Origin of the sequence: Anoxynatronum buryatiense, from assembly GCF_900182905.1 — a bacterium.
Classification (GTDB): domain Bacteria; phylum Bacillota; class Clostridia; order Peptostreptococcales; family Tindalliaceae; genus Anoxynatronum; species Anoxynatronum buryatiense.
In genome coordinates this window covers 256,604-282,861 of the sequence record NZ_FXUF01000001.1, presented here as the reverse complement: position 1 = coordinate 282,861, position 26,258 = coordinate 256,604, and the positions used below count along the sequence as shown (strand labels likewise).

Sequence of the window (26,258 nt, the reverse complement as noted above, 5' to 3'; positions counted from 1 at the left end):
TGAAAGAATAAGAGGTGCATCAGGATTTTTCATCAACAATGGTGCCCTTAACAAAATTTTCCGTTTGTTGCTGATGAACCTGGCGGTAGTGACTTTGGTTTGGGTGAGCCTGAACAGACTTGAATTGTACGTAGAGTTCGTAAAGAAGCCCTGAACGATAATTGAACAGTACCTGAAGATAATCAGGGTGATGCTCCAGATTGCGACTGAGAACGCTGCGGTTAACTTCAAGAAGTCCGGTGCTGGATAGAGTGATTCCCAGGCGATTCAAATATACCTCATATTTTCGTATGGTTCGAAGCATCAGTCGACTGTGGTGAATGCCAATCTCTTTTTCAAAAACAGTGAGACTCAGATAGGCGCGGTTGTATTTTTCAATCAGTTCGATGATCAGCTCAAGAAGTTCGTCAGGAAGCACATTGTCAGACCCGCGGCGAAAGCGCTCCATCACATCTTCCAAAGCTTGCTCGTGGAGATAAAATCGCTGATAAAATCGACGCAGATCCATCAACTTACCATAGAACACCTCTGAAAACATGGTGAAATTGTCGTTGGCACTGGCGGTATTGTTCTGTACCGGATTAACTCGTTCGAGACGATCCACCTGTGAAACATCCTGATTGTTGTTTCTTCGGTTCACTTGATAAGTGGAAATGCGGTGGCGGTTGACAGATGAAACACTCATCAAATCACCTCTTTATAAGATAAATACCCTTTAATTGAACAATATCCCGTGTATGGTGAAAAGAAAAGATCCTTTACAGTATTTATCGGTAAAAAAAGAGCATCTCTGTAAAAATATGGCGACAAAAATTAAAATTTCAACACATGCACGATAAATCAGGCGGAATTCCCATCGAATTAGATATGCTATAATGGGCTAAAATCATCATGAAAGGGCGGCTGAAAAATGACTTCATGGCAATCGGTTCTCAATCAGCTGGAAGAAAGTTTAAGCCACCTGACAAAAAGGATTCCATCATGCCGGTTGTTATTGTGGCTTGTGATGAGAAAACTTGGAGTAAACACGCTTGCTGCTGCACCGCTTCATGAAGATCTGGAATTGTTGAACATGGAAACGCAGGGCGCGCATGATCTTTTTGATAATCTGAATAAAGTTGATCTGTTTCAAACCGAAATACTTGATGAGTTATTTCAGCAATCGATGAATCCCGACTTTCGGGAAAGCAGTGGCAGTTATTACACAGAGACACCCTTGGCGGCCTTCATGGTAAAAGAGTCATTAAGAACACACTATCATCAGTGGATGAAAGGTTGCAGTGCCTCGGCATGGTTTCCGCTGGATCTGATCAAATCGGAGAATGATCCCGGTTGCATACCAGCTGGCATATTAGAAGCTCAGGAAGAGTGGTTAGACTTAATAACGGTGCTGGATTTATCCTGCGGTAGCGGTGTTTTTCTGCGGCAGGGGTTAATCCAGCTGGCGGCAGTGTCCAACTGGGTTAACGAAAAACGGGGTTTAGCAGTATCAATGGCTGATGTGGTCATGAAAATCGGATCGCGACATCTGACAGGTGTGGATAAGGAACCGGAAGCTGTGATGATGGCGGATATGCTGTTGCGTATTGAAATGATGCGCCAGGGGGGCGTATCGGTCATAACGCCTGGCATACAAAATATCCACTTAAAGGTGGAATGTGGCGATGCGCTCACCTGGGAGCCCGCTGCTGACGAACGCTATCAGCTTATTCTGGGAAATCCGCCTTATCTGGGGGAAAAGGGCAACAGGCGTCTTTTTGATAGTGCCCGCAGTACACGGGCGGGGGCCTTGTATTATGAAAAAAATATGGATTTTTCCTATTATTTTTTGCATCGGGGACTGGATCTCCTGCACCAAAAGGGATGTTTGTGCTACATCACTACCAGTTACTTCACCACAGCTGATGGAGCTCGCAAATTGAGGCAACGTCTTCATGGAGAAGTAGTATTTCATTGGTTGATCAATCCTGAAAAAACCATGATCTTTCCCCATGCGAAGGGGCAGCATAACCTGATTTATTGTCTGGGGGTAGCCGGCGAAGGTCTTTCGGTATTGCCAAGGCTGCTTCACCTGAATCAACCCATGGACAGAACAGCCTTGTTTAACCTGCTGTATCATCAAGGTTTAACGAGCCTTTCTCCTGCTGTTTTTGCGAGTACATCTGCCTTGTTTGACCAAAGAGGTCAATTGATGGTGCGGTCGCCCGGCAGGAATAAGAGCTTATTGCAACAGATGGAGCAGAAGACGGTTTTTCAGATTCAAGACCTTTGCTATGTGAATCAGGGATTGGTTTCGGGTGCCGACCGGCTTACCAGACGACACAACGATTTAGTAGCTGATGTGGCGCCGGGGACGGGGATCTTTGTACTGGATGAAATTGAGAAAGATCAACTGGTGACAGCAGCTCCCGAAGTGGCGCCTTATATAAAGCCATTCTTTAAAAACAGCCACATATGGCCTTATGAGGTGGCATGCACATCAAACCAGTGGTTACTTTACCTGACAGATAAAAATCTGCCTGATATCAGCCGGATAAAGCCTTTGGAGCAGCACCTGACACCATATCGTCCCATTCTGGAAAAACGCCGGGAGGTGGCGATGGGGCTGCGAAAATGGCATTCGCTTCACTGGCCGAGAGATCCGGATATTTTCGAATCAGTCAAAATTGTGGCACCGCAACGGGCGATGCTGAATGTATTTGCCCGATCCAACACACCCTGGTACGCCAGTGCCGATGTCTATTATCTGAAAAGACGCGAGACATGTTTCCATTCCCTGGATTATTTGGTTGCATGGCTGAACTCGGCCCTGTGTTACGCCTGGTTAAGTCAGTACGGAAAAATGAAAGGCAGCGATCTGGAACTCTATGCATCGCCTTTAAAAGCGATTCCAGTTCCTTCGCTGCCAGGTGGAGAAGCAGAGCAAAGAGTGATGAAGATGGTAGATGATTATCGGTTGTCAAATCAAGAGGCGCATAACCCTGAACAGATGAGATCGTTCTTAGAAGCGATGGACAGGTGTTTTCTGGAACAAACAGAAATCTCATTGGCAGATGCCCGGCCACTTTTGGAGCAAGTGTGCTCATTGCGTCGCCGGTTTCGTCGCAGGCAGGTCACGTAAAGCATTCGCCGGGGCCTGATAGGAACGAAGAGTCGTACCATCACTGTACAAGGTGACATGCCCCTGAAGATCAGTGCGATAAATCCAGACATCCAGCGCTTCCAGCCGGGAGATGACATCTTTGTGGGGATGACCATACGCATTGTTCCGACCGCAGGAAATCAGCACCACTTCAGGCGATACCATCTCTAAGAGGGCTTGCGTGGAAGAGGTGTTGCTGCCATGATGTCCGGCTTTTAGTACTGTTGACCGGAGCCATTCAGCTGGAAATGTTTCGACAGCCAGCAATTCTGCTTCCTGCTCAGCATCACCGGTGAAAAGAAAAGACTGCTGTCCATGAGTGACATGAACCCATAAACTCCAGTTGTTGAGATGATCCCCAAAATCGTGGCCGGTGGTCAGAATCCGCACCACCACATTTTCCTCATCCAGGATGATCGTTGGTTCAGTAACAGCAACAAGCTGTTGGCCCTCAGATTCGACGGTGTTCAACAGCGATTCAAATGTACGGCTGGTATGAACCACCGGTGGGAGATAGACAGTATCTACATCGAACTGTGTCAAAACCGTCTCCATGCCGCCAATGTGGTCGGCATGAGGATGGGTGGCAACCACCAGAGGAATTTTGCGGATTCCCTGCCGTTTAAGATAGGCTGCCACCAGATCGCCGCCTGAAGCATCGCCGGCATCTATGAGCAAACCTGTTCCTGAAGGTGTGCGGATAAAGAGGCTGTCACCCTGTCCCACATCGATAAGATGAACCGATAAGTGATTTTTGAATGGATTGGTGGAGAGATATCTGCCAGAAATACCAATGAATAGAATGCCAATAAGAAAAAATGGTACAATGAACTTGAAACGAGAGAATTTTGACAAAACTGGAACACTCCCTTATGTGGATTAAACAAGAATCGATGGTAGTTCGCTCTCCCATGATGATGTCTATTGGAGAGCAGATGCGGAGAACCGGCAATCAAGATGTTGGATAAGGATGATTTTCATATGTTGAAACGACAAAAATACAAATTTCAGACATTGCTGCTGGCAGCCATTTTTTTGCTGGTTGGTTGCAGTGAAAATGTCACAGATAAAATGGATGAAGTCAGTCGTCCTCAGGTGGATCTCAGTCCCCGGTTCATCCAGGTTGAGTCAATGCCGGTCATTGAAATACTGGCTGGGCAGGTGACGTTTCAATGGCCGGGTGAATCTTACAGCCTGTATGAAGAAGACCAGGAATTATATGCGTTGTCACATGATCTGAATACAATGGTTCATTTATTACCTGAGAGGCGTCAGATACAAGTAAATCACTGGGAAACGGCTGTTGAATTTATGGAGAAACAACAATTTGAACCAACCAGGGTTTATCCGTTGTTGCAGGGCTTTCTGACTGTGGGACGTTTTTCAGACAAACACAGTGGGCTGGTCCATTTTCGCAATCTACAAGATGAGAATCCGGTGATTTTACAGGCAAAAATACCAGATGATGAAGGAACACCACCAGATTTCCTCTTAAGTCCCGATGGCAGTAAAATTGTTTTTTTTGACGAAGTTTCCGGGAGTTTGGCTGCCTATCACACTGTCACGGGCAGAATGACACAGCTCACACCGCTGACTGTCCACTGGTTTTGCCACGACTGGACCAGTCAAGTGACTATCTCTCCAAAAGGGGGGTATCTGCTGGTGGAACAACAGGATTGTGATGAAACTCATCCACAACAGTTTATCACATATGGGGCTGATTCTGGTCGGCAGATTCACGCCTTTCTTCCAGGAATTCGGCCACAAATGAACCTTGAAGAAACAACCATTGCCTTTTTGCTTAATCCCGGTGCCCGGAAAATCGACGATCAGTCATCAAAACCCGTTCAGGTGGGAATTTACTCACTTGACCGCCGTGAAACGCAATTTCTAAACCAGGTTTCAGAAGGGTACAGCATCATTGGAAAACCCGTCTTCAGTGAGACGTACCCTTACCTGTTGTATGGTGCCCTGCCTGTTGATACCGACTCAGAAAATCCTGATAATACTGGAAAAATGATAACTTATCACCTGAACCAACAGGTTCAACAAACGCAAGTGCAACAATACGGCGACTTGATGGAAGCGAGTGAATCGATTTACTTCAATTATCCATGGCTCGTGTATCCATTGCAGCAAGATGACTCCAGGGTTGTTATCATTCATCATTTCGAAGATGAATGGACAGAAGTGATTGATGCGATCGAACCATGGGAGGCATTACCAACCGGCCAAATCACGTATTTCACAGGAAATGCCGAATCTGGATTTGTATACATGAAACATCGTCAGCTGATTCATTTTCAGTCAGGCAGCCAACGAATGCTGTTTGAAATACCAGAAATGCATCGTGTGAAGCAAGTTCTGACTTACCGGCGATGGCAAGTAGTGGTTTTAGAGACCCCAACAGGAGACTGGCAGACAATTTTTCCGGCACATTTTTAAGTGAGGATCAAAGATGGGCGTCAGGCATGACATTTATTGTCAGGCGTGGTTTAAAAGCTGATTTTGAGGGATACTTCTTTTGAAACAGGCCTTTCTGTGGTATTATGGTGTTCATGAATAGAAGGATTATCTGGAAACAATATTGTTTTCAGGATGGCTGAAAGGAGGCCTCCATGATTTTATATATCTTTTCTGCAACCAAAAAAGAACGCATGCGACTGCTTAGACAGTACTTTTATAAAGAGCTGGCCGTGGAAAGTGAACTTCGCAGTGATGGGATGCCAACGAGCAAAGTTCGTGGTGTCAAAAGCATCACAACGCCAAAGCATCATCGGCGGATTCCCGGCTATTGGATTGCTGTGGAATTTTGCAAGAATCATCAGGGCGCTGCGCTGCTTCAGCGAGTTCGGGATCAATTGCCTGCGCATCATCTTGACGGGCAAGTTTTCTTTCCCAAAAACGAGCTCTCCGGCAAAGAGCTGGAAAAAGGGTGGTTGCAAAAATACCCCTTTGATGGTGACCGGTTGGAAGAAGTCAGCCGCCTTTTTTTTCAGGAAATTCGAAGTCATTTAAAAGAGGGAAGACCAGGAAATGCTCTGCATGGCGTATTATTGATATTACGAATGAATCCTTTTTTTATGCGCAAGTATCGACGGTACTATTTGCTGGAGGATTTGGCATATGCTTTTGATCATGCAGGTAATCTGGGCAAAGTGATTCGATGCTTTCAACTTCAGGCAAAAATTCGACCGGAATCGCCAGAACCATACCTCAACATCAGCAGTTTTTATATTGTCAATGGGATGGAAGACAAAGCAGTCCAGCTGCTAAAAAAAGCTGTGAGGGAATATCCTGACAACCCATTCCTGATGAGCAACCTGATCATTGCCATGTGCAATCTGGGCCTGTACGATGCAGCGGTGATGATCCTAAAAAAAACCCTGGAGAAAGAACTGAAAAACGGATTTTACTGGAAGCTGCTGGGTGATGTCTTTTATGAAATGGAAGATAACGAAGCGGCGATTCGGTGCTACAAAAAAGCGGTGCGCGAAATGGATGACGAGAAGTCGGAAGAACTGACAGCTGATATTCACAGTGGGATTGCTGCTTGCTATTATGAAGAAGAGCATTACAAGAAGGCGCTGGAACACTATCAGAAGGTGTTGGCTATTTACCCTGAAGACCACTACACGCTCATCAGTTTGGCACAGCTGTATTTCTACAAGATGCAAAACTCCAAAGAAGCACTGAAGTACACAAAGAGAATTCTTGAAGTCTTGCCGGAAAATGGGTATGCGCACTATCACATCGGTTTGATTTACATGGATTTAAATCTCATTGATAAAGCGCGCTGGCACTTGTATAAAGCCCGTCGGATGATGCCCTACTACAATCCGGTTCATGAAGCGATTCAGATGTTGAAAAAAAATATCGATTTTACCACCGGTCGCAGATTGAATAGCAGCAGACAAGGCGAATGAGGAGCAGGCTGAATCATTCGTTCATTGATCAGGAGGTGTTCGCGTGCAGTTGAATCAAGGCATTAAGCGAGTGATCAGCAGCTTGCTGTTTCTGTTGATGATAATAACCACGCCGGTGGTTGCTTCTGAACTTGAAGACCCCTATGACAACACGATGCGGGCAAGGGTTTTGGCAGTGGAAGATCGAGGGCAGTCAGAAGTCTTTTTTGAAACTCAATGGGTAACACTTGAAATTTATAGCGGGCCACTTAATGGGGAAGTTGTCACAGTGGAAAATCACCTGTCTGATAATCCTGTCTATGACGTACCGGTGAAACCAGGTGACCGCGTGTTGGTGGTACAGGAAATGCTTGCCTCAGGAGACCTGGAAATATATATCATCGATTATGTGCGAGACATGTCAATTCTATGGATCTTGGGACTTTTTATATTGCTGTTACTCGTCATTGGCCGCTGGAAAGGCTTGAAAACCATTGTGACACTGGCATTCACTTTTGTTCTGATTATTCGCGTGCTGTTGCCAGGCATGTTAAAGGGGTATCCTCCGATTTTGCTGACCATCGGCGTTTCTTTACTGGTGACATTAGTGACAATTTTGCTTATTGACGGGGTCAATGTGAAAAGTATTTCAGCGGTTATTGGGATTACAGGAGGCCTGATGGCGGCAGGAGTGGTCATGTTCATTGCCGGGTCACAAGTGCGGCTGACAGGGCTGTCCAGTGAAGAAGCCATTATGCTGATGTACATTCCCCAGGAGGTTTCCTTTGATTTTCGTGACCTGCTTTTTGCGGGAATTATCATGGGGGCTTTGGGGGCCGTGATGGACGTGGGTGTTTCCATTGCCTCTGCCATTACTGAAATTCACCGGGTGAACCCGGCGGTATCTTCACGCCAGTTAATGAGATCTGGAATGAACGTGGGGCGTGATATTATGACAACCATGTCCAATACCCTTATCTTAGCCTACACTGGTGCGGCACTGCCATTGATGCTTCTTTTTATGGCGTATGACACCTCTGTGATTCGCATCATGAACTTAGATATGATTGCCACAGAAATTTTGAGGGCGCTGTCTGGAAGCATCGGGTTGCTTCTGACGATCCCACTGACTGTCGTGGTCACTTCTTTATTGTTAAAGAGAACAGAGGCAGGAGCCAAAAAAAACATGCCGGCTTCAAAACAATCACCTGACCATCCTTAAAAATCAGGGACATTTCAAGATCATCAGATTAAGTGAAAATGGCGAAAGGGTTGTCAACATTGCATAAGGGAGGCATCTCAGTGAAGCGACCTGCAATGATGATTGTTCCAGCTTTTACGCTGGGTATGTTGCTTGCGGGTCAAACGCAGGCGGTTGCCGGATGGCTGATCTTTCCTGTGGCACTGATGGCCGCAATTGGGTTGGTGAAGCTGGATGATCGACGGGCATTGTGTTGCATGATATTGCTGGCCTGTCTTATGGGCTTTCAACGACAACAGATGGAAAACGCAACAGGAACTTCGATGATGGGTGTTCTTTCCACCGATGATGTGACCCAACTGAAAATAATGGTGACGCATACAGGGAACAGCGGTCGTTTCAGTACCCGCTATGAAGGTGTCATCCAGCAAATTGTCATGGAAACAGAAAATATTCAGATGAAAGTACCCGTCATCATTGAACTGACACATTTTGATAATGACATTCCCAGGCTGATGCCGGGCCAGATGTTTTATGCTTCTTCTTTTCAAGTGGTTCATGATCTGTCGGAATCTGCCACAGAGCCTTGGCTTGAAAACTGGAGGTCCAGAGGGTTTCGTGGAGTCATTCAGCTGTCGGGAAAAGAGATTTGCGTGACAGAATCCGTAAATTGGTGGCGTCTAAGAGCTTACCAACTGCGAAAATTCTCTGAGAAGTCAATTGACAGCCGGCTTTCTGAACCGGAAAATCAGATATTAAAAAGCATTTTTTTTGGAGAGCGTCGTCTGTTACATCAGGATCAGCTGCAGCACTTCAGCCGTACAGGAACAGCCCACCTGATTGCAGTATCTGGTCTTCATGTGGGAATTCTGGCAGTCGTCATTCAGTTTATCCTCCAGAAAACAGGAGCAGGCAAACGTGGAGCACTTGTTACCACCGTGCTGGCGGTATGGTGTTACGCTGCCATGACGGGTTTTTCGATTTCCATTCTGAGAGCTGCGGTGATGTATACTTGCTACGTTGCAGCTTTTTTTCTAAAACGTCGATACGATGCAAAGAGCAGTTTGCTTTGGTGTGCATTGTTTTTTGCTTTCGTGAACCCACTAACGCTGAGAACAGTGTCATACCAGCTGTCTTTTTTGGCCACAGGAGGGATCCTCTGGCTATATCCACCCTTGCGCAGCTGTCTATATCAGGAGAAGCTGCCTGTGCTGGATCTGTTGCTGGTTACCCTGGCGGCCCAACTGGGGACCTGGCCTGTGGTGGCTGTCCATTTTGAGACATTTTCACTGGTGGCGATACCGGCAAATTTTCTGATTGTTCCCGTGATGGGCGTTTTGATGCCCCTGGCGCTTGTCATGATTGTGGCAGGCCTGCTTCACCCGATATTGGCAGTTTTGCCGGGAATCATGGTAACGGGTGGCATACGATATATCATCGCCGTCACCTCATACTTTAGTCAATGGCCCTGGGCAGAAATGCAGGTGTCATTCTTGTCATCCGGATGGCTCATAGGCTACGGACTCGCTTTAGCAATAATATGGAAAGGCTTATCAATATGCGAACAAAGTCGATTGGTGCAACTTAAGACGAAGATCTCATATTCGGCAGAACCAACACAAGGAGGCGAAGATAATGTCACAGAAACAGATATCAGACCCAAAAGCATTGATACTCATTGATTACACCCATGATTTTGTGGCAGCGGATGGCAAGCTGACGGTGGGAGAACCGGGCCAGGACATTGAACAGATGATCGCCGAAAAAATAAACACATATCTGACTGAAGCGGGCTATGTGTTTGTTGTCAATGATGTGCACGATGAAAATGATACGACCCACCCCCAACATCGGCTCTTTCCTCCTCACAATATTTCAGGCACTGTGGGCAGATTGCTTTATGGCAGCATTGAAACACTGGTGAGGCGTCTGGAAAAGGAGCATCCTGAAAAAATTATTCAACTGGATAAACGCCGCTATTCTGCATTTTGCGGAACGCCCCTGGAACTGATCCTTCGACAGCAGGGCATTGAACAGATTGAACTGGCAGGAGTCTGCACGGATATCTGCATTTTTCACACAGCCGTTGATGCCTATAATAAAGGTTTTGCAGTAATCGTCAACGAAGGAGCTGTGGCAAGCTTTAATGCGGAAGCCCATAATACAGCGCTGGCACATTTCGAAACAGTCATGGGATTCGATGTTGTGAGAAGAGGGTAGCCAATGGAAGTCATCAGAAGATTGCAGCAGACCCCGGTGGAACAGGTGCCGGCGGTTTTCATAATCACCGGAGAAGAAGAGTTGTTGATGAAACGTTACCTACAGGCACTCATCCAGCTACTGATCCCACCAGGAATGCAGGACATGAACCTGGTCACTTATGAGGGAAAAGATTTTACCATCGAAATCTTGCTGGAAGCGGTGGAAACGTTACCGGTGATGGCCCGGCGAAAACTGGTTGTCGTTAAGAATCCGTCATTTCTGGAAACAAAAGGAGCGGCATTGACAGAAAAAGAGGAAAAAAAACTACTGCAGTATCTTGAACGTCCTTCCAGCAGCACGTGTTTGCTGTTTTTCTGTCGTGTCAAACCAGATGGCCGAAAAAAAATTTTGAGAGCCATTAAGAAGGTGGCTCATACAGAAGATTTTCCGCGACTAAAGGAACCCGACTTTCGGCGGTTTATTCAGCAGGAGCTGGAGGCTGCAGGAAAAAAAGCGGATCAGAAGGCTGTGCGAACATTTGCAGAGAGCTTTGACTATTTTACCAGTCAACCGGAACAGACACTGCAGGATGTCAGCAATGAAATCATCAAACTGGTGGCGTATCTGGGAGATCAGCAACGGGTAACACAGGAAGAAGTGCAGCAGACAACATACGCCGCTTTTCAGAATGATATTTTCATGCTCATTGAGAGTTTTGCTGGTAAAAAGGGAGCAGAAACGCAGGTGCGCCTCCATGAATTATTGTCAAGAGGTGAACCTCTCATGAAAATTATTGGCTATCTGCGCAACCAGTTTAAGCTGATGCTTCGGGTGAAAGAACTGACCATGCAGGGTTATACGCCGGCAAAAATGGCGACAAAACTGAAACAACACCCCTATGCCGTGAAAAAAACAGTGTCATATAGTAAGCGTTTTCATGAAAATGATCTGATGTGGCTGCTGAATGCTTTTTTGGTACTCGACCGGCAGATGAAACAAGGGCTTTTGGATGCACAGCAGGCCATGGAGCTGATCATCGCTGAAATATGCTTGCGGAAATGATGGTCAACATTCAGACATATTAAAAAAAGCGTCTCTGAAGTAATCAGAACGCTTTTTTTATCTCATTTGATTGTTTAACGCATAAGTTTGAAACTTTTCATCTGATCTAAACCGTACGGTTTAATTTTTTCGTCAGGCGAGACAGTTTCCTGGAAGCATTGTTTGTATGAATGATGTTTTTGGCGGCAGCCTGCTTCAATTTCTTATCAACAAACTGAAGTTTTTCCTTTGCCACATCAAACTGATTATGATCCAGAGCTTCTTCGAAACGTCTGATAGCAGTCTTAAGTTGCGACTTAATCATTTTGTTTCGGGCAGTTTTTTTACGGATCACACGAATGCGTTTCATTGCAGATTTAATATTAGCCAATCACTTCACCCCCTTATGTGCTCATTAACATTCTAACTATACCAAAAGCATGCCTAAAAATCAATAGCTTCTTTCATTCATCTTCATGAAGTGATTGAAACTCACTAGACCCTTATGATATAATGCCTTCGTTAAAGGTGTCAATAGAAGGAGGAATTTCGTTGTTTTCAACACGTCAACATAAAATTCGCAATTTCAGTATTATCGCCCATATTGATCATGGAAAATCCACCCTGGCTGACAGGCTCATTGAAACCACGGGCCTGGTAAGCAGCCGGGAAATGAAAGAACAGCTGTTGGATAACATGGAACTGGAGCGGGAACGCGGCATTACCATAAAGTTGCAGACCATCCGGCTGAACTACAAAGCAAACGACGGCGAAACCTATCAATTGAACCTCATTGATACGCCGGGTCATGTAGATTTTACTTATGAGGTTTCCCGCAGCCTGGCTGCCTGTGAAGGAGCCTTGTTGGTGGTGGACGCCGCCCAGGGCATCGAAGCTCAGACGCTTGCAAATGTGTATCTGGCATTGGAGCAGGACCTTGAGATAATACCGGTGATCAATAAAATTGATTTACCCAGCGCACGGGTGGATGAAGTAAAAAAAGAAATTGAAGATATCATCGGACTTGACACAGAAGGCATCCCCCTGATTTCTGCCAAAGAGGGCCTTAACATCGAAGATGTATTGGAAGCTGTCGTTCAGCGCATTCCCCCACCAAAGGGAGACGAGGAGAAACCGTTAAAAGCACTCATTTTCGACTCCCTTTATGACAACTATCGGGGAGTCATTGGCTACATCCGCATGATGGATGGTGAAATGAAACCAGGCATGCGGATTCGCATGATGGCAGGCCAGAAAGAATTTGAAATCACAGAAGTTGGTGTGTTTTCGCCTGGGCCCATTGAACAGGATGTGTTGCGGGCGGGAGACGTGGGATATGTGGCAGCCAGCATTAAAGATGTGCGTCATTGCCGGGTGGGTGATACCATTACCGAAGCCAAAAGGGAAACCCAAACACCACTTCCCGGTTATCGAAAAGTGACGCCAATGGTTTACTGCGGCATCTATCCGGCTGAAGGCGAAAAGTTTGAAGATGTAAAAGATGCCTTGGAAAGACTCCAAGTGAATGATGCGGCACTGGTTTTTGAAAACGAAACTTCTGCAGCGCTTGGTTTCGGATTTCGCTGTGGTTTCCTGGGGTTGCTTCACATGGAAATTGTTCAGGAACGTCTGGAGCGGGAGTTTGATCTTGATCTGGTGACCACTGCCCCAAGTGTTATCTATCAGGTGCATAAAACCAACGGCGAAATGGTCATGATACAAAATCCTGCCAACCTGCCCCAGCCTCAGGAAATCCGACTTATTGAAGAACCCATTGTCAAAGCAAGCATTATGGTGCTGAATGAGTATGTAGGGTCTGTCATGGAGCTTTGTCAGGAACGCCGGGGAATGATGAAGGAAATGACCTATTTGGACCAGACAAGGGTGAATATTAATTACGAACTTCCCTTGAATGAAGTGATTTATGACTTTTTTGATGCGCTGAAATCCCGAACCCGCGGTTATGGATCCCTTGATTACGAAATGCTGGGGTATCGGGAATCACAGCTAGTCAAGCTGGATATTCTCATTAACGGAGAACAGGTGGATGCCCTTTCCTTTATTGTACACACGAGCAAAGCCTACGAACGGGGACGGCTCATGTGTGAAAAACTGAAGGATGAAATTCCGCGACACCAGTTCGCGGTTCCCATCCAGGCATCCATCGGGCAAAAAATCATTGCACGTGAAACGGTCAAAGCGTTACGCAAGGATGTGCTTGCAAAATGTTACGGTGGTGACATCTCTCGCAAAAAGAAACTGCTGGAAAAGCAAAAAGAAGGCAAGAAGCGCATGCGACAAGTGGGCAATGTTGAAGTGCCTCAGAAAGCCTTTATGTCAGTGCTCAAGCTGGATAGTTAAAGTGACTGCCGGCAAATGCGATTATTTCAGCAGTTATCCATTTCATGAAAAGTAGGTTTTAAAAATGTGGAGCAATCAACACCCTTTAAGCATTTACATTCACATACCGTTCTGTCGTCAAAAATGCCATTACTGTGATTTTTTATCATGGCCCAACCGCCTTGAAGATCTTGACGGGTATGTGGAAGCACTGCTGGCAGAAGTGGATCTTTACCGGGGTCGACTGGCTGAAAGGCCGGTCGCCACGGTTTTTTTTGGTGGCGGCACACCTTCGTTGCTGACGGGCGTTCATACCAGTCGTATTCTTGAGAAACTGGCCGCAGTGGGAAATCTTACAAAAAATGCAGAAATCACCATGGAAGCAAATCCGGAACAGTTGACCCTGGATCAGTTGAAAGCTTATCGTCAGGCAGGTGTTAACCGCCTCAGCCTGGGTCTTCAGAGCACACATGATCCGCTCCTCGCTTTTCTGGGGCGCAGGCATACTGCAGCCGACTTCTACCAGGTGGTGGAGCTTGCGCGCCAGGCAGGGTTTGTTAATGTGAACGCAGATTTGATCTTTGGAATTCCAGGCCAGCAATTGGAACAGTGGCAGGAATCACTGGAAACATTGGAAGCAATGAAGATACCTCATTTATCATGTTACGGCCTTACATTTGAACCCGGCACACCCCTTCACCGCCAGAGAGAAACAGGGGTAGTATGTGCAGCTAATGAAGATCTTGAATATGCCATGTTTCGTTGGGGAATTGAGTGGTTGCAGCAGAAAGGATACCAACATTATGAGATTTCCAACTATGCCCTTCCTGGGAAATCCTGTCATCATAATATAACTTACTGGGAAAACAGAGAATATCTGGGCCTTGGAGCAGGTGCCCACGGATTCTTGTCGGGCGAAAGAACCGCAAATAGTCAACAAATGGAAAGCTATGTGACAGCAATCAACCAGGGTGATTTTCCGTACATGAACAGCGAGAAAATTGGGCTGACAGAGTCGGTGAGTGAAACCATGTTTTTAGGGTTGCGCATGCGGCGCGGGATTTCTGAGACCGCTTTTGAAAGTCGTTACGGGCAGTCGATGGCGTCATTTTTTGAAAAGGAGATAGCCGAACTGGTGCAACGGGGATTGTTGGAGCGAAATTCGGGTTTTTTGAGATTGACTGAAAAGGGAATTGATTTATCGAACCTTGTATTTGAAAAACTGCTGGTATCTTCCAGATAATTCCTGCGGAGAATGCTTGACAAAATTTCTGTGAAATGGTATTTTGATATCAAGAATTAGCACTCACCTGAGTAGAGTGCTAACAAAATAGGGTGATCATGATGATGTTAAATGATCGAAAACTCATGATCTTGCAGGCAATTGTCCGTGACTACATTGAATCGGCAGAGCCTGTGGGGTCCCGCAGTTTGTCAAAAAAATATGATCTGGGAATCAGCCCGGCAACAATTCGCAACGAGATGGCCGACTTGGAAGAGCTGGGCTATATTTTGCAACCCCATACTTCCGCCGGAAGAGTGCCTTCTGACAAAGGCTATCGGCTTTATGTGGACCAATTGATGGAAATTAAGCAAACCGCCGACAAAAATCGGGTCAAAATCAAGACAGAATTGCTGCGCCAGTATAATGAATTGGAACAGCTTCTGCAGTATACTTCCCGGTTATTGTCTGAGTTCACAAGTTATACATCCATCGTGTTGGCGCCTCAGGTGAAAAAAAGCCGGTTGAAACAGATCAAGCTGACCCGTATCGATGAGGCTCATTTATTGGCTATTTTTGTTACCAATACCGGGCTTATCCAAAATCCGGTGTTTCGTGTGCCGCCAAATCTGACAGGAGATGACTTGGAAAAGATTGCCAATTTCCTAAACCAGGAATTTGCCGGGATGCCGCTGGAAGAAATAGAAACCCGTCTGGTTCAAACACTTCAGACAGAACTGGCCCAGTTCCATTCAACGGTACATGCCATCATGCCTGAAATGTTCCGCGCGCTGGAACAAATGAGTGACATCAGTCTTTATCTCAGTGGCACAACTAATATTTTCAACTTTCCGGAGTTCAGTGACCTCACCAGAGCAAAAGACTTTCTGACATTGATGGAAGAGAAACAGGTGATTAGCCGCATGATTACTGATCCGGGAGGCGGTCAGCTGAAAATAACCATTGGCAGTGAGAATCAGGTACAGCGTGCCAGGGAATGCAGTATTGTCAGCGCCACCTATCAGGTTGATGATCAGACGCTGGGCTGGCTGGGCGTCATCGGTCCGACACGCATGGACTATGGGCATGTCATTGATGTGCTGGATCAAATGAGTCGATTGATGAATCAGGCATTGAAAGATAAATCCTGATGAAAAATCGGCTTCCAAAATAACGGGAGTGCGGAGCGGCTGCTTTGCACTCTACTTATGCAGTCGGTCAGTTGATAGTTCTTAAGGAGTTCAAGCCAATTTAGAATGATGCGAATACAGCAGAATAGTGAATATCATATTGAGAAAGCGGGTGTCATGCAGTGAAGAAAGAAAAACAGAACCATACACAAGAACAATCAGAGCGAGCAGAACCGGATGCTTCAATGCAGGACAAGAGCGGTTCAGAGGATGTTGGTCCACCAGCTTCAGCTTCAACGGAGCCTGAAGTTCAGGCAAATGAAGAAACGTCGCAACTGAAGCAAGTTGAGTCACTTGAAGCAGCATTGCAGGAATCAGAAGATCGTCTTCTGCGGCTTCAGGCAGAGTTTCTTAACTTTAAACGGCGGGTGGAGAAAGAAAAATCAGATTTGCACAGCTATGGTTGTGAAAACCTGGCCAAAGATCTGCTGCCGGTGTTGGATAACTTTGAACGGGCACTGGAATCCGTTCAAGAGGCAGACCCGCAGATTTACAAAGGAATTGAGATGATTCACCAGCAAATGATCGAAGCCCTTAAAAAGCATGACATTACAGAGATTGAAGCATTGGGGCAGCCTTTCGATATGCATCAACATCATGCGGTGATGACTGAAGAAACCACTGAAGAGGAACAAAAGAACAGCGTAGCTCTGGTGATGCAAAAAGGATACAGAATGAAATCCAGAGTACTGCGTCCCAGCATGGTCAAAGTGTATCAGTAAAAATGAGTCAGATACCAACCCATAATCAGCAATATTTAACCATACGATTCGTTTGATAAAAGGAGGAAATAAACAATGAGCAAAGTTATCGGAATTGATCTGGGAACCACCAACTCGTGTGTCGCGGTATTGGAAGGCGGCGAACCGGTTGTCATCACCAACTCTGAAGGAAATCGTACCACTCCGTCTGTTGTTGCTTTTGGCAAAGAGGGTGAACGCATCATCGGAGAACCAGCTAAACGTCAGGCAGTCACCAACTCAGAAAAAACCATTATGTCCATCAAACGGCATATGGGGTCTGACCACAAAGTATCAGCCGACGGAAAAGACTATACACCACAGGACATTTCTGCCATGATCCTGCAAAAATTGAAAGCTGATGCAGAAAGTTATCTCGGAGAAACCGTGAAGGATGCCGTTATTACGGTGCCCGCTTATTTCACCGACAGTCAGCGCCAAGCCACCAAGGATGCAGGCCGCATTGCCGGTCTGAATGTCATGCGAATTATCAACGAGCCCACAGCTGCTTCCCTGGCATATGGGCTGGATAAGACAGACCAACAACAAAAAATTCTGGTTTACGACTTGGGCGGCGGTACTTTCGACGTATCCATTCTTGAACTGGGAGACGGTGTTTTTGAAGTACTGGCCACCAATGGTAACAATCATCTGGGCGGAGATGACTTCGATGAGGTTCTCATCGAACACATTGCAGATGAGTTTAAAAAACAAGAAGGCATTGATCTTCGAAAAGACCGCATGGCCCTGCAAAGATTAAAAGAAGCTGCTGAAAAGGCAAAAAAAGAATTATCCAGCACCACCACCACCAACATTAACCTGCCCTTTATTACTGCAACCAATGAAGGTCCCAAGCATTTGAACATGGATCTGACCCGGGCTAAATTTGATGAATTAACCGGACACCTTGTGGATAAAACCATTGATCCAATGAAAAAAGCACTGGCAGATGCCAAGCTGCAGGCGAGTGATCTTGATAAAGTGATCTTGGTGGGTGGCTCGACACGGACACCAGCCGTTCAGGAAGCCGTCAAGCGGATTACCGGTAAAGAGCCTCATAAGGGAGTCAATCCAGATGAAGTGGTGGCGCTGGGTGCTGCCATTCAGGGGGGGGTTTTAACAGGCGAAGTGAAAGATGTGCTGTTGCTTGATGTGACACCCTTATCCCTTGGAATTGAAACGCTGGGCGGCGTCTTTACCCAGCTGATTGAGCGCAACACCACCATTCCCACAAAGAAAAGCCAGGTGTTTTCCACCGCAGCCGATAACCAACCTTCGGTTGATATCCACGTGCTTCAGGGGGAACGCCCCATGGCAGCTGACAACATCACCATGGGACGCTTTGAGCTTTCAGGCATTCCACCGGCACCACGGGGAGTACCTCAAATTGAGGTCAGTTTCGACATCGATGCCAATGGGATTGTCAATGTATATGCCAAAGATCTGGGCACCGGCAAAGAGCAAAAAATAACCATTACTGCTTCCACCAACCTGTCACCGGAAGAAATCGAGAAAAAGGTGAAGGAAGCTGAAAAGTTTGCTGAAGAAGACAAACTAAAGAAAGAAAAAATTGAAACCAGAAACCAGGCCGATTCGCTGGTATATCAAACTGAAAAAACTCTGAAAGAAGTTGAAGATAAGATTGAAGCATCTCAGAAAGAAAAAGTACAAACAGAACTGGAACAGCTTAAAAAAGCATTGGAGTCCGATGACCTTGAAGGCATGAAGAAGGGCGTCGAAGGAGTTACTGCTGTTTTCCACGAAATATCTCAAAAAATGTATGAGAATGTGGCACAGCAGCCAGAAGGCGACACTGCTGGCGGACAGACTGCAAAGGATGACAACGTGGTGGATGCTGAGTTTGAGGAAGTCGACGACGAAGAGAAGTAGGATCATCTGACCGCATGGCAGCCGTATGTCATGCGGTTGCCTTTATATTGTCCGACGTACCGGTTGAAACCAGATGAAAAGTTCTCTATAATAGACGAGAACAGAAGCATTGAAAAGTTGGGGTGGTGAACAAGTGGCAAAAAGAGACTGCTATGAAATACTGGGTATTGATAAAAACGCGGGTCAGGATGAAATCAAGAAAGCTTATAGAAAGCTGGCCATGAAATACCATCCTGACAGAAATCCGGATGACCAGCAGGCAAGTGAAAAATTCAAGGAAGCCAATGAAGCATATGAAATTCTCAGCAATCAGGAAAAGCGAAAGCTGTATGATCAGTTTGGCTATGCAGGACTTGGAGGCAATGGCGGCGGTCAAGGCGGCTTTGGCGGCTTCGGTGGCGGCGGCGGCTTTGAAGATATTTTTGGTGATATATTTGATATGTTCGGCGGTGGCGGTGGTTTTTCATCATCACGGCGTCGCCGTGGCCCTCAAAAAGGGGCGAATCTGCAGTATGAAATGACCATTACCTTCGATGAAGCTGTTTTTGGCAAAGAAAAAACCATTCAGGTAAACAAACAGGATGCCTGTGACCATTGTGGCGGTGATGGTGCCGAACCGGGTTCAGGCACATCCACTTGCACTCATTGTAATGGTTCTGGTGAAATACGGTTTACCCAGCGAACGCCTTTGGGGCAAATTGTCAATGTGCGCCCCTGTGACCACTGTCATGGAGAGGGTCGCATTATTGAAAAACCCTGCTCGGTGTGCCAGGGAACTGGTAAGATGCGCAAAAAGAAAAAAATATCCATTTCTATTCCTGCCGGTGTGGATAATGGGTCGATCATCACCGTTCCGGGTGAAGGTGCTCCCGGTGAAAAAGGTGGTCCTCCAGGAGATTTGTACGTGGTGTTGACGGTAAAACCGCACCCACTCTTTGTGCGTGAAGGATTCAATATTATCTGTGAGGTGCCGATCACCTTTACTCAGGCAGCACTGGGAGATACCATCGAAGTGCCCACACTGGAGGGTCGGGTGAAGCACAAAATTCCGGAAGGCACTCAGAGCGGTACAGTGTTTCGGATGAAAAACAAAGGCGTCCAGAACCCAAGAGGATACGGTAAGGGCGACCAGTTTGTAAAAATAATGGTGGAGATCCCCAAAAATCTGACAGACGAGCAAAAGGATCTGTTGCGTAAGTTTGCAGCTGCAGGCCATGAAGATTCCCACGAACAACGCAAAACCTTTTTCGGAAAAGTCAAAGACATGTTTGGGATGTAGCAGATCAACTGCCAATGGAAAGGATGAGAACCATGAAGTGGATCGAGGTTTCCGTTAAAACCACCACTGCAGCAGTGGAGGCTGTGGCCAATGTGCTGTATGATGCAGGTGTGAATGGGGTGGCCATCGAAGACCCCCGGGACCTCGAACTGCTTGATCGGGGTGAGGATGCCTGGGAACTGGTGGATGAGTCATTGGCAGACAGCTACTACGAGGGTGCTGTTGTCAAAGGCTACTTGCCGGATACGCCAGAATCGGTTGCGCAGGTAGAACTGATTCGAAAGGCGGTGGAGTACCTGCCCTCCTACGGGCTGGACATTGGTCTTGGAGAAGTGGTTGTGTTGTCAGTGGATGAGGAAGACTGGAGTGAAGAATGGAAGAAATACTTCAAACCTCAAAAACCGGGAAGTAAACTGGTGATTAAACCCACCTGGGAAAGCTATGAAGCAGCAGGCGATGAAGTGATTCTGGAACTGGACCCGGGCATGGCCTTTGGCACCGGTACCCACGAAACAACCATTATGTGTATCCAAGAGCTTGAAAAAACAGTTGGCAAGTCCACGACTGTCCTGGATATTGGTTGCGGCAGTGGCATTCTGGCTATTGCAGCAGCACTATTGGGAGCTCGTCAGGCCATCGGAGTGGATCTTGATCCGGTGGCTGTGGAAGTATCCATACGCAATGCAGTACTTAATCAGGTTAGTGATCGTGTTGAAATACGACAGGGCAACTTGATGGATGTGGTATCAGAGCGGGCTGATATTCTGGTATCCAACATCATTGCTGAGATCATCGTCAAGATGTGTCCGGATATTCACCAGTATTTGAAACCTGGTGGTATTTGGATTGCTTCCGGGATCATTAATGAAAAAGTTCCGCTGGTGACCAGGGCGATTGAAGAAGCGGGGCTGAAAATGATTTCGGCCCGATCTCTGGGAGAGTGGGCAGTGATCACAGCGGCGGTACCTGGTGAGTCAACCAAAAAAGAGTAAATGAAAAGCAGCAGGACCCGCTGTAAAGGGGTCCTTTCTTGCCGTTTTTGCTTTATGTCAGGGCGGAGACAGAGGAAGAGAGGAGCAAACATGCATCACTTTTTTGCATCACCTGAAAACATCCATGAATCAGAAAAGCATATTGATCTCCTGGGACCGGATGTGCATCATATTCGAAAAGTACTCCGTCTTTCTTTGGGGGAGCTGGTCAGCATTTCTGATGGACAGGGACATCAGTATCAGGCTCGTGTGGAAGAAATAGAACCCCAGCGCGTGGGATTGACAATAATGAGCAGTCGGATTAAACAACATGAATCAGCCATGCGACCCGTTACACTGGTGCAGGGAATTGCCAAAGGGAGCCGTATGGATTGGGTCGTTCAGAAAACCACCGAGATGGGAATCGCTGCCATTCAGCCTGTAGGCACCAAGTTCACGGTGGTCAAATTTGAATCCCAAGGAGATGCTGAGAAGAAACAGAAACGATGGCAAAAAATTGCTGAAGAAGCCTCGAAGCAAAGCAAGCGAACCACCATTCCACGAGTTGAAACGCCGGCTTTGTTCAAGGATTTGCTTGAGAAAATAAAGCATCCCGAAGATCAAAAAGATCGCACACTGCGACTGTTGGCATATGAACGTGAAGAGGGGCAGCATCTGTCGGAACAATTGAAACAAGAAAAACTGGCTGCCTTTGACCGTATAGAAATATGGATTGGCCCCGAAGGCGGTTTTTCCACAGATGAGGTGGCTGCAGCAAAAGCGGCTGGCATACAAACAGTAGGGCTTGGCCCCCGAATCCTTCGGACAGAGACAGCGGGGCTGGTGTTGCTGACGGTGGTCTTGTACGAAATGGGAGCTTTGGAGGAAACATAAAATGGAAGCAATGGAACATCCGATGACAGAACTGTCTTTAACAGGCGATGCCTTTGAAAAGCGTCATGGACGACGAAAACGTCTGGCAACCCTGACCCTGGGCTGCAAAGTTAATCAGTATGAAACACAGGCACTGATTGAACTCTTTCAACAAGCAGGATTTGACAATGTGTCCTCAGAAGAGATGGCCGATGTGGTGCTAATCAATACCTGTACAGTCACCAGTATGAGTGACCGGAAATCACGACAGTTCATTCGCCGCGCCCGAAAACTGAATCCACAAGCTATCGTAGCTGTTGCCGGCTGTTATGCGCAGCTTTCACCTGAAGAAGTACGTCGCATTGAAGGAATTCAGGTGATTGCAGGCACCACGGAGCGGCATCGGTTGGTTGATGCGGTGCAGTATGCCAGGCATGATCAGAAGCATCCCATCGTACTGGTTAAACCCCATGAAGCCGGAGAAATCTTCGAACCACTAACGGTTCAGGAAACCAACGACATGACACGGGCTTACGTGAAAATACAGGATGGCTGTAACCAGTACTGCAGTTACTGCATTATCCCATATGCCCGGGGACCGGTACGCAGCCGGCCTTCGGAGGCGGTGATAAGCGAGATTCAAAAGCTGGTGGCCAATGGCTACCAGGAGGTTGTTTTGACAGGAATTCATTTGGCTTCTTATGGAAAAGAACAGGGTGAGCCAGATGCACTGATCCGCTTGCTGATATCCATTGATCAGATGACAGGCCTGAAACGCCTGCGTCTGGGTTCGCTGGAACCAACCTTGATCACGACTGACTTTACGGAGAAGCTGATGATGCTTCAATCACTTTGTCATCATTTTCATCTTTCGCTTCAAAGCGGCAGTAATCAGGTGCTGCGAGGAATGAACCGACGCTATGATACCCTTCAATATCGAAAAGCGGTGGAGTTGATTCGTCAGTATGATCCTGAAGCAGCCATCACCACCGATATCATCGTGGGTTTTCCGGGAGAAACCGAGGCACATTTTCAAGAAACACTTGATTTTGTATCAGACATTCAATTTGCAGACATTCATGTGTTTCGATACTCTCCCAGAGAAGGAACACCGGCAGCAGCCTACCCGCAACAGGTTGATGAGCCGGTGAAGCATGAACGCAGCCAGCGTCTGAGCCGTTTGGCAGCCTTAATGAAAGAAGCATACCTGAAGCAGCTGATTTCCCGGGAAGTAATGGTTCTCATGGAAAAACCTTCCACAGAGAGGCCTGACATGATGGAGGGTCATACCGGTCATTACGTGCGTGTGCTGGCACCCCTTGATGAAGCGTCGTTTCAGCGGATTATCCGGGTTAAGATTCACAGAACGGGCACAGATAGTTGCGAAGGAATTGTGGTATAATGCCTGTATTATTGTCAGCGAACCATCAATAATTCTGTCAATTAAAAAGGAGCGGTGAAGAATGGAGAACTGCATTTTCTGCCGGATTGCCAACAAGGAACTGTCGTCAGAGGTGGTTTATGAGTCGGATCAGGTGATTGCTTTTCGAGATGTGGCACCGGTGGCGCCCACCCACATTCTTGTCATTCCAAAAGAGCATATTCCTGCGGTACACAACTTAAGCATGGAGCAGCGCAACACACTGCTGCCAGCTATTTTTGAAGCGATTGACCAGTTAGTTGAAAAGGAAAACCTGGCAGAAAAAGGATTTCGGGTAGTCAATAATGCCGGTCAGGAAGGTGGACAGACGGTGAACCATTTGCATTTTCATCTTCTGGGCGGCCGATCTCTCCAATGGCCTCCCGGCTAATTTTCGGCATGCTTGATGTAAAATGTTTATTGCACAACAAGTCCAGATAGGTTATAATTGGAACATGTTCAATCAACCCCGCCACATCACAGTTAATACCTGCGACTGATCATGCACTATCTGTGCCAGCGGAGGGAGGGAGAAGTCAATGTCAGAAATCAAAGTGAAAGATAATGAGTCACTGGACAACGCTCTTCGTCGTTTCAAACGTCAGTGTGCGAAAGCTGGCGTGTTATCCGAAGCCAAAAAACGAGAGCATTATGAAAAGCCCAGTGTACGCCGCAAGAAAAAAGCGGAGGCCGCCCGGAGAAAGAATACCAAGAAGTTTTAGTGAGTGAAAGTATCGAAATAAGAAGAGTCAGGTGAAGCAAATGACACTAAAGGAACAATTGGCTACTGATTTGAAAGCAGCCATGAAAAATAGGGATACCGTCCGCAAGGATGTGGTCACGATGATTCGTTCCTCCATTAAGCAGGTGGAAGTTGATGAACGCAAGGATTGCTCGGATGAGGATGTGCAGCTGCTGATCATGAAACAGGTGAAACAGCGCAAAGATGCACTGGAATCCTTTCAGCAGGGTAACCGGCAGGATCTGGTTGAACAAACTGAAATGGAAATCGGCATCCTGGAATCCTATTTGCCCGAACCTCTTTCTACAGAGGAACTGATGGCAATCGTCCAGGACGCGGTGGCAGCCACCGGAGCCGAATCGGCGAAAGACATGGGCAGAGTGATGTCTCTGGTTATGGAAAAAACTAAAGGTAAAGCAGACGGAAAGACAGTGAATCAGCTGGTGCGCCAGTGTTTGTCTTCCTGATTAAAGTAAAAACCCGGCCTGTGCCGGGTTTTTCTTTCAAAAAAAACATAATGATGCAATCATATCATCAATGGAAACTTTTGCCAGCAAACGACGTCATAACAAATACAAGGGTGAAATAAGCGGGAATCAGGTGCTTTTTTGGTTGTGGTCTACAACTGTCCCATCCAAGCGGGCTGGCTGAAAACCTGAAAGTTTCTGATTGAAATGCCCCCATTGGCGTATATATCCAAATAGAAGGAATCGGTGGTGATGGTATCACTCATTGCCCAAACATGGCCCGCGGAGGATCTTTTTTTTGCTCGAATGACAGAAAGGAGCATGACCATGAAACGACCAATTTTTTTAAGACGACAGCTCTGGATCATTGTCTTTGTGTTGATGCTCACCAGCTCCTTTGCATGGGGTCAAAATGAAAATGGTCATGTCTATGTGATACCATTGCAAGGAGAAGTGGGTGTTGCCATGGAGCAGTTTGTCTCCGGAGCGTTGGCAACGGCACAGGAAGATGACCAGCTTTCAGGCATCATTTTTGTGATTGACACCTACGGAGGGCGTGTGGATGCCGCTGAACGCATCAGTGAAATGATCACAGGGCTTCAGGTTCCAACAGCTTCCTTTATTAACCCGCGAGCTATTTCGGCAGGGGTCCTTCTCGCCATCTCAGCCGACACCGTTACCATGGCACCAGGCAGTAACATTGGCTCTGCAGAAACCATTCCTGATACAGAAAAAGCACTCTCCGCATGGACAGGCGTGCTTCGGTCTGTGGCACAGGAAAAAGGCCGGAATCCCGAACTGGTGGCAGCAATGGCTGATCAACGCATTGAAATTGAAGGTATCACCACAGCCGGACAACTGCTCAACATGACAGCGGCTGAGGCTCTTGAGGCAGAATTATCTGATTTTACCGCGAGGGGACTTCAGGAAGTATTGCATGTGATGGAAATGCCAAACGCTTCTCTGATTGAAATGGAAGTATCCAGGGCCTTCAAAATGGCACAGGTGCTCACCAGTGCCTATGTGGCTCCCATCTTGTTGTCTGTCGGGTTCGTCGGCCTGCTCATCGAAGTCTTTACGGCTGGTTTTGGATTTGGCGGCACTGTCAGCTTTGTTGCTTTCGCTCTATACTTCGGCGGGAGTATTTTGGCTGGAAATGCAGGTACAGCAGTGCTTTTAGTATTTTTGGCAGGCATTATTCTATTGTTAATTGAAGCCTTCGCCCCTGGGTTTGGTTTTCCTGGTATTGGTGGTATTCTTCTTATTGTGGTCAGCATTGTCATGGCCTCCAGCTCTATTACATCGGCCATTGTTTCGCTGGTTATCTCCTTGGCGGCATCAGTGATTGCGCTCATTGTGATACTAAAGTATGCCCCCAAAAGCAAATACTTCGACCGGCTCACCCTGGCGACTGAAATGCGTACTGATCTGGGATATGTATCAACTGAAGGGAAGGAAGCACTGATTGGAAAAGAGGGGATTGTCATCAGTTACCTGCACCCTGCTGGTACTGTGGACATAGAAGGAGAAAAGGTGGATGCCGTTTCTGAAGGCATGTACGTGGAAACGGGTACCCGTGTGAAAGTGATTCGACGGGAAGGCAGAAGAATTGTGGTCAAAAAAGTCGATTAGG

The 26,258-nt window shown here is 46.8% G+C and carries 23 protein-coding genes; 20 read left to right on the top strand and 3 right to left on the bottom strand.

The features are described 5' to 3' along the window. Positions 1-19: 19 nt before the first annotated feature. Positions 20-685 carry a hypothetical protein gene (locus QOL74_RS01275; RefSeq protein WP_283407616.1) on the bottom strand — a complete coding sequence of 222 codons (666 nt, stop codon included), beginning with the start codon at positions 683-685 and terminating at the stop codon, positions 20-22. Positions 686-1,006: 321 nt separating this feature from the next. Here QOL74_RS01275 and QOL74_RS01270 point away from each other — a divergent pair, with 321 nt between their 5' ends. Beyond that, positions 1,007-3,121 (top strand): Eco57I restriction-modification methylase domain-containing protein, encoded by a 2,115-nt coding sequence (locus tag QOL74_RS01270; RefSeq protein WP_283407615.1) that lies wholly within the window; start codon positions 1,007-1,009, stop codon positions 3,119-3,121. Here QOL74_RS01270 and QOL74_RS01265 read toward each other — a convergent pair. After that, on the bottom strand, positions 3,083-3,997 hold the full coding sequence (locus QOL74_RS01265) for a ComEC/Rec2 family competence protein (protein ID WP_283407614.1): 915 nt from the start codon (positions 3,995-3,997) through the stop codon (positions 3,083-3,085). The genes QOL74_RS01270 and QOL74_RS01265 overlap by 39 nt on opposite strands. 126 nt (positions 3,998-4,123) lie before the next feature. Here QOL74_RS01265 and QOL74_RS01260 point away from each other — a divergent pair, with 126 nt between their 5' ends. The 6 genes from QOL74_RS01260 (at position 4,124) to holA (ending at position 11,512) form a co-directional block, all read left to right on the top strand. Continuing rightward, positions 4,124-5,587 (top strand): hypothetical protein, encoded by a 1,464-nt coding sequence (locus QOL74_RS01260; protein WP_283407613.1) that lies wholly within the window; start codon positions 4,124-4,126, stop codon positions 5,585-5,587. Positions 5,588-5,760: 173 nt separating this feature from the next. After that, the gene (locus QOL74_RS01255; protein ID WP_283407612.1) at positions 5,761-7,068 is read left to right on the top strand and encodes a tetratricopeptide repeat protein; all 1,308 of its coding nucleotides are present in this window, start codon (positions 5,761-5,763) and stop codon (positions 7,066-7,068) included. 43 nt (positions 7,069-7,111) lie between these two features. Next, a complete protein-coding gene (locus tag QOL74_RS01250; protein WP_283407611.1) occupies positions 7,112-8,269 on the top strand; it encodes a YibE/F family protein in 1,158 nt (385 codons plus the stop codon). Between the two features lie 80 nt (positions 8,270-8,349). After that, positions 8,350-9,930, top strand: a complete 1,581-nt coding sequence (locus QOL74_RS01245) for a ComEC/Rec2 family competence protein (RefSeq protein WP_283407610.1) — start codon at positions 8,350-8,352, stop codon at positions 9,928-9,930. After that, positions 9,884-10,468, top strand: a complete 585-nt coding sequence (locus QOL74_RS01240) for a cysteine hydrolase family protein (protein ID WP_283407609.1) — start codon at positions 9,884-9,886, stop codon at positions 10,466-10,468. The genes QOL74_RS01245 and QOL74_RS01240 overlap by 47 nt, the downstream gene beginning before the upstream one ends. A gap of 3 nt (positions 10,469-10,471) precedes the next feature. Further along, positions 10,472-11,512, top strand: a complete 1,041-nt coding sequence (gene holA / locus QOL74_RS01235) for a DNA polymerase III subunit delta (RefSeq protein ID WP_283407608.1) — start codon at positions 10,472-10,474, stop codon at positions 11,510-11,512. A 106-nt stretch (positions 11,513-11,618) separates the two neighbouring features. On the opposite strand, the gene rpsT is transcribed toward holA, so the two are convergent. Continuing rightward, a complete protein-coding gene (gene rpsT / locus QOL74_RS01230) occupies positions 11,619-11,882 on the bottom strand; it encodes a 30S ribosomal protein S20 (RefSeq protein WP_283407607.1) in 264 nt (87 codons plus the stop codon). A 161-nt stretch (positions 11,883-12,043) separates the two neighbouring features. On the opposite strand from rpsT, the gene lepA reads away from it, so the two are divergent. From lepA to QOL74_RS01165, 13 genes are all read left to right on the top strand, one after another. Continuing rightward, the gene (gene lepA / locus QOL74_RS01225) at positions 12,044-13,852 is read left to right on the top strand and encodes a translation elongation factor 4 (RefSeq protein WP_283407606.1); all 1,809 of its coding nucleotides are present in this window, start codon (positions 12,044-12,046) and stop codon (positions 13,850-13,852) included. Positions 13,853-13,916: 64 nt separating this feature from the next. Beyond that, positions 13,917-15,074, top strand: coding sequence for a radical SAM family heme chaperone HemW (gene hemW / locus QOL74_RS01220; protein ID WP_283407605.1), 1,158 nt, complete (start codon positions 13,917-13,919; stop codon positions 15,072-15,074). Between the two features lie 101 nt (positions 15,075-15,175). Then, positions 15,176-16,204 (top strand): heat-inducible transcriptional repressor HrcA, encoded by a 1,029-nt coding sequence (hrcA, locus tag QOL74_RS01215; protein WP_283407604.1) that lies wholly within the window; start codon positions 15,176-15,178, stop codon positions 16,202-16,204. 161 nt (positions 16,205-16,365) lie between these two features. Then, a complete protein-coding gene (gene grpE / locus QOL74_RS01210) occupies positions 16,366-16,965 on the top strand; it encodes a nucleotide exchange factor GrpE (RefSeq protein WP_283407603.1) in 600 nt (199 codons plus the stop codon). Between the two features lie 75 nt (positions 16,966-17,040). Then, the gene (dnaK, locus tag QOL74_RS01205) at positions 17,041-18,873 is read left to right on the top strand and encodes a molecular chaperone DnaK (RefSeq protein ID WP_283407602.1); all 1,833 of its coding nucleotides are present in this window, start codon (positions 17,041-17,043) and stop codon (positions 18,871-18,873) included. Between the two features lie 133 nt (positions 18,874-19,006). Next, positions 19,007-20,152, top strand: a complete 1,146-nt coding sequence (gene dnaJ, locus QOL74_RS01200) for a molecular chaperone DnaJ (RefSeq protein WP_283407601.1) — start codon at positions 19,007-19,009, stop codon at positions 20,150-20,152. 32 nt (positions 20,153-20,184) lie between these two features. After that, entirely contained in the window at positions 20,185-21,144 is a 960-nt protein-coding gene (gene prmA, locus QOL74_RS01195) for a 50S ribosomal protein L11 methyltransferase (RefSeq protein WP_283407600.1), read from the top strand. 90 nt (positions 21,145-21,234) lie between these two features. Further along, positions 21,235-22,017, top strand: a complete 783-nt coding sequence (locus tag QOL74_RS01190) for a 16S rRNA (uracil(1498)-N(3))-methyltransferase (RefSeq protein WP_283407599.1) — start codon at positions 21,235-21,237, stop codon at positions 22,015-22,017. 1 nt (position 22,018) lies between these two features. Continuing rightward, positions 22,019-23,398 carry a tRNA (N(6)-L-threonylcarbamoyladenosine(37)-C(2))-methylthiotransferase MtaB gene (gene mtaB / locus QOL74_RS01185; RefSeq protein ID WP_283407598.1) on the top strand — a complete coding sequence of 460 codons (1,380 nt, stop codon included), beginning with the start codon at positions 22,019-22,021 and terminating at the stop codon, positions 23,396-23,398. Between the two features lie 61 nt (positions 23,399-23,459). Continuing rightward, positions 23,460-23,807, top strand: coding sequence for a histidine triad nucleotide-binding protein (locus QOL74_RS01180; protein WP_283407597.1), 348 nt, complete (start codon positions 23,460-23,462; stop codon positions 23,805-23,807). Positions 23,808-23,955: 148 nt separating this feature from the next. Beyond that, positions 23,956-24,138 (top strand): 30S ribosomal protein S21, encoded by a 183-nt coding sequence (gene rpsU / locus QOL74_RS01175; protein WP_283407596.1) that lies wholly within the window; start codon positions 23,956-23,958, stop codon positions 24,136-24,138. Between the two features lie 40 nt (positions 24,139-24,178). Continuing rightward, positions 24,179-24,625, top strand: coding sequence for a GatB/YqeY domain-containing protein (locus tag QOL74_RS01170; protein ID WP_283407595.1), 447 nt, complete (start codon positions 24,179-24,181; stop codon positions 24,623-24,625). A gap of 327 nt (positions 24,626-24,952) precedes the next feature. Next, entirely contained in the window at positions 24,953-26,257 is a 1,305-nt protein-coding gene (locus QOL74_RS01165) for an NfeD family protein (RefSeq protein WP_283407594.1), read from the top strand. Position 26,258 lies beyond the last annotated feature (1 nt).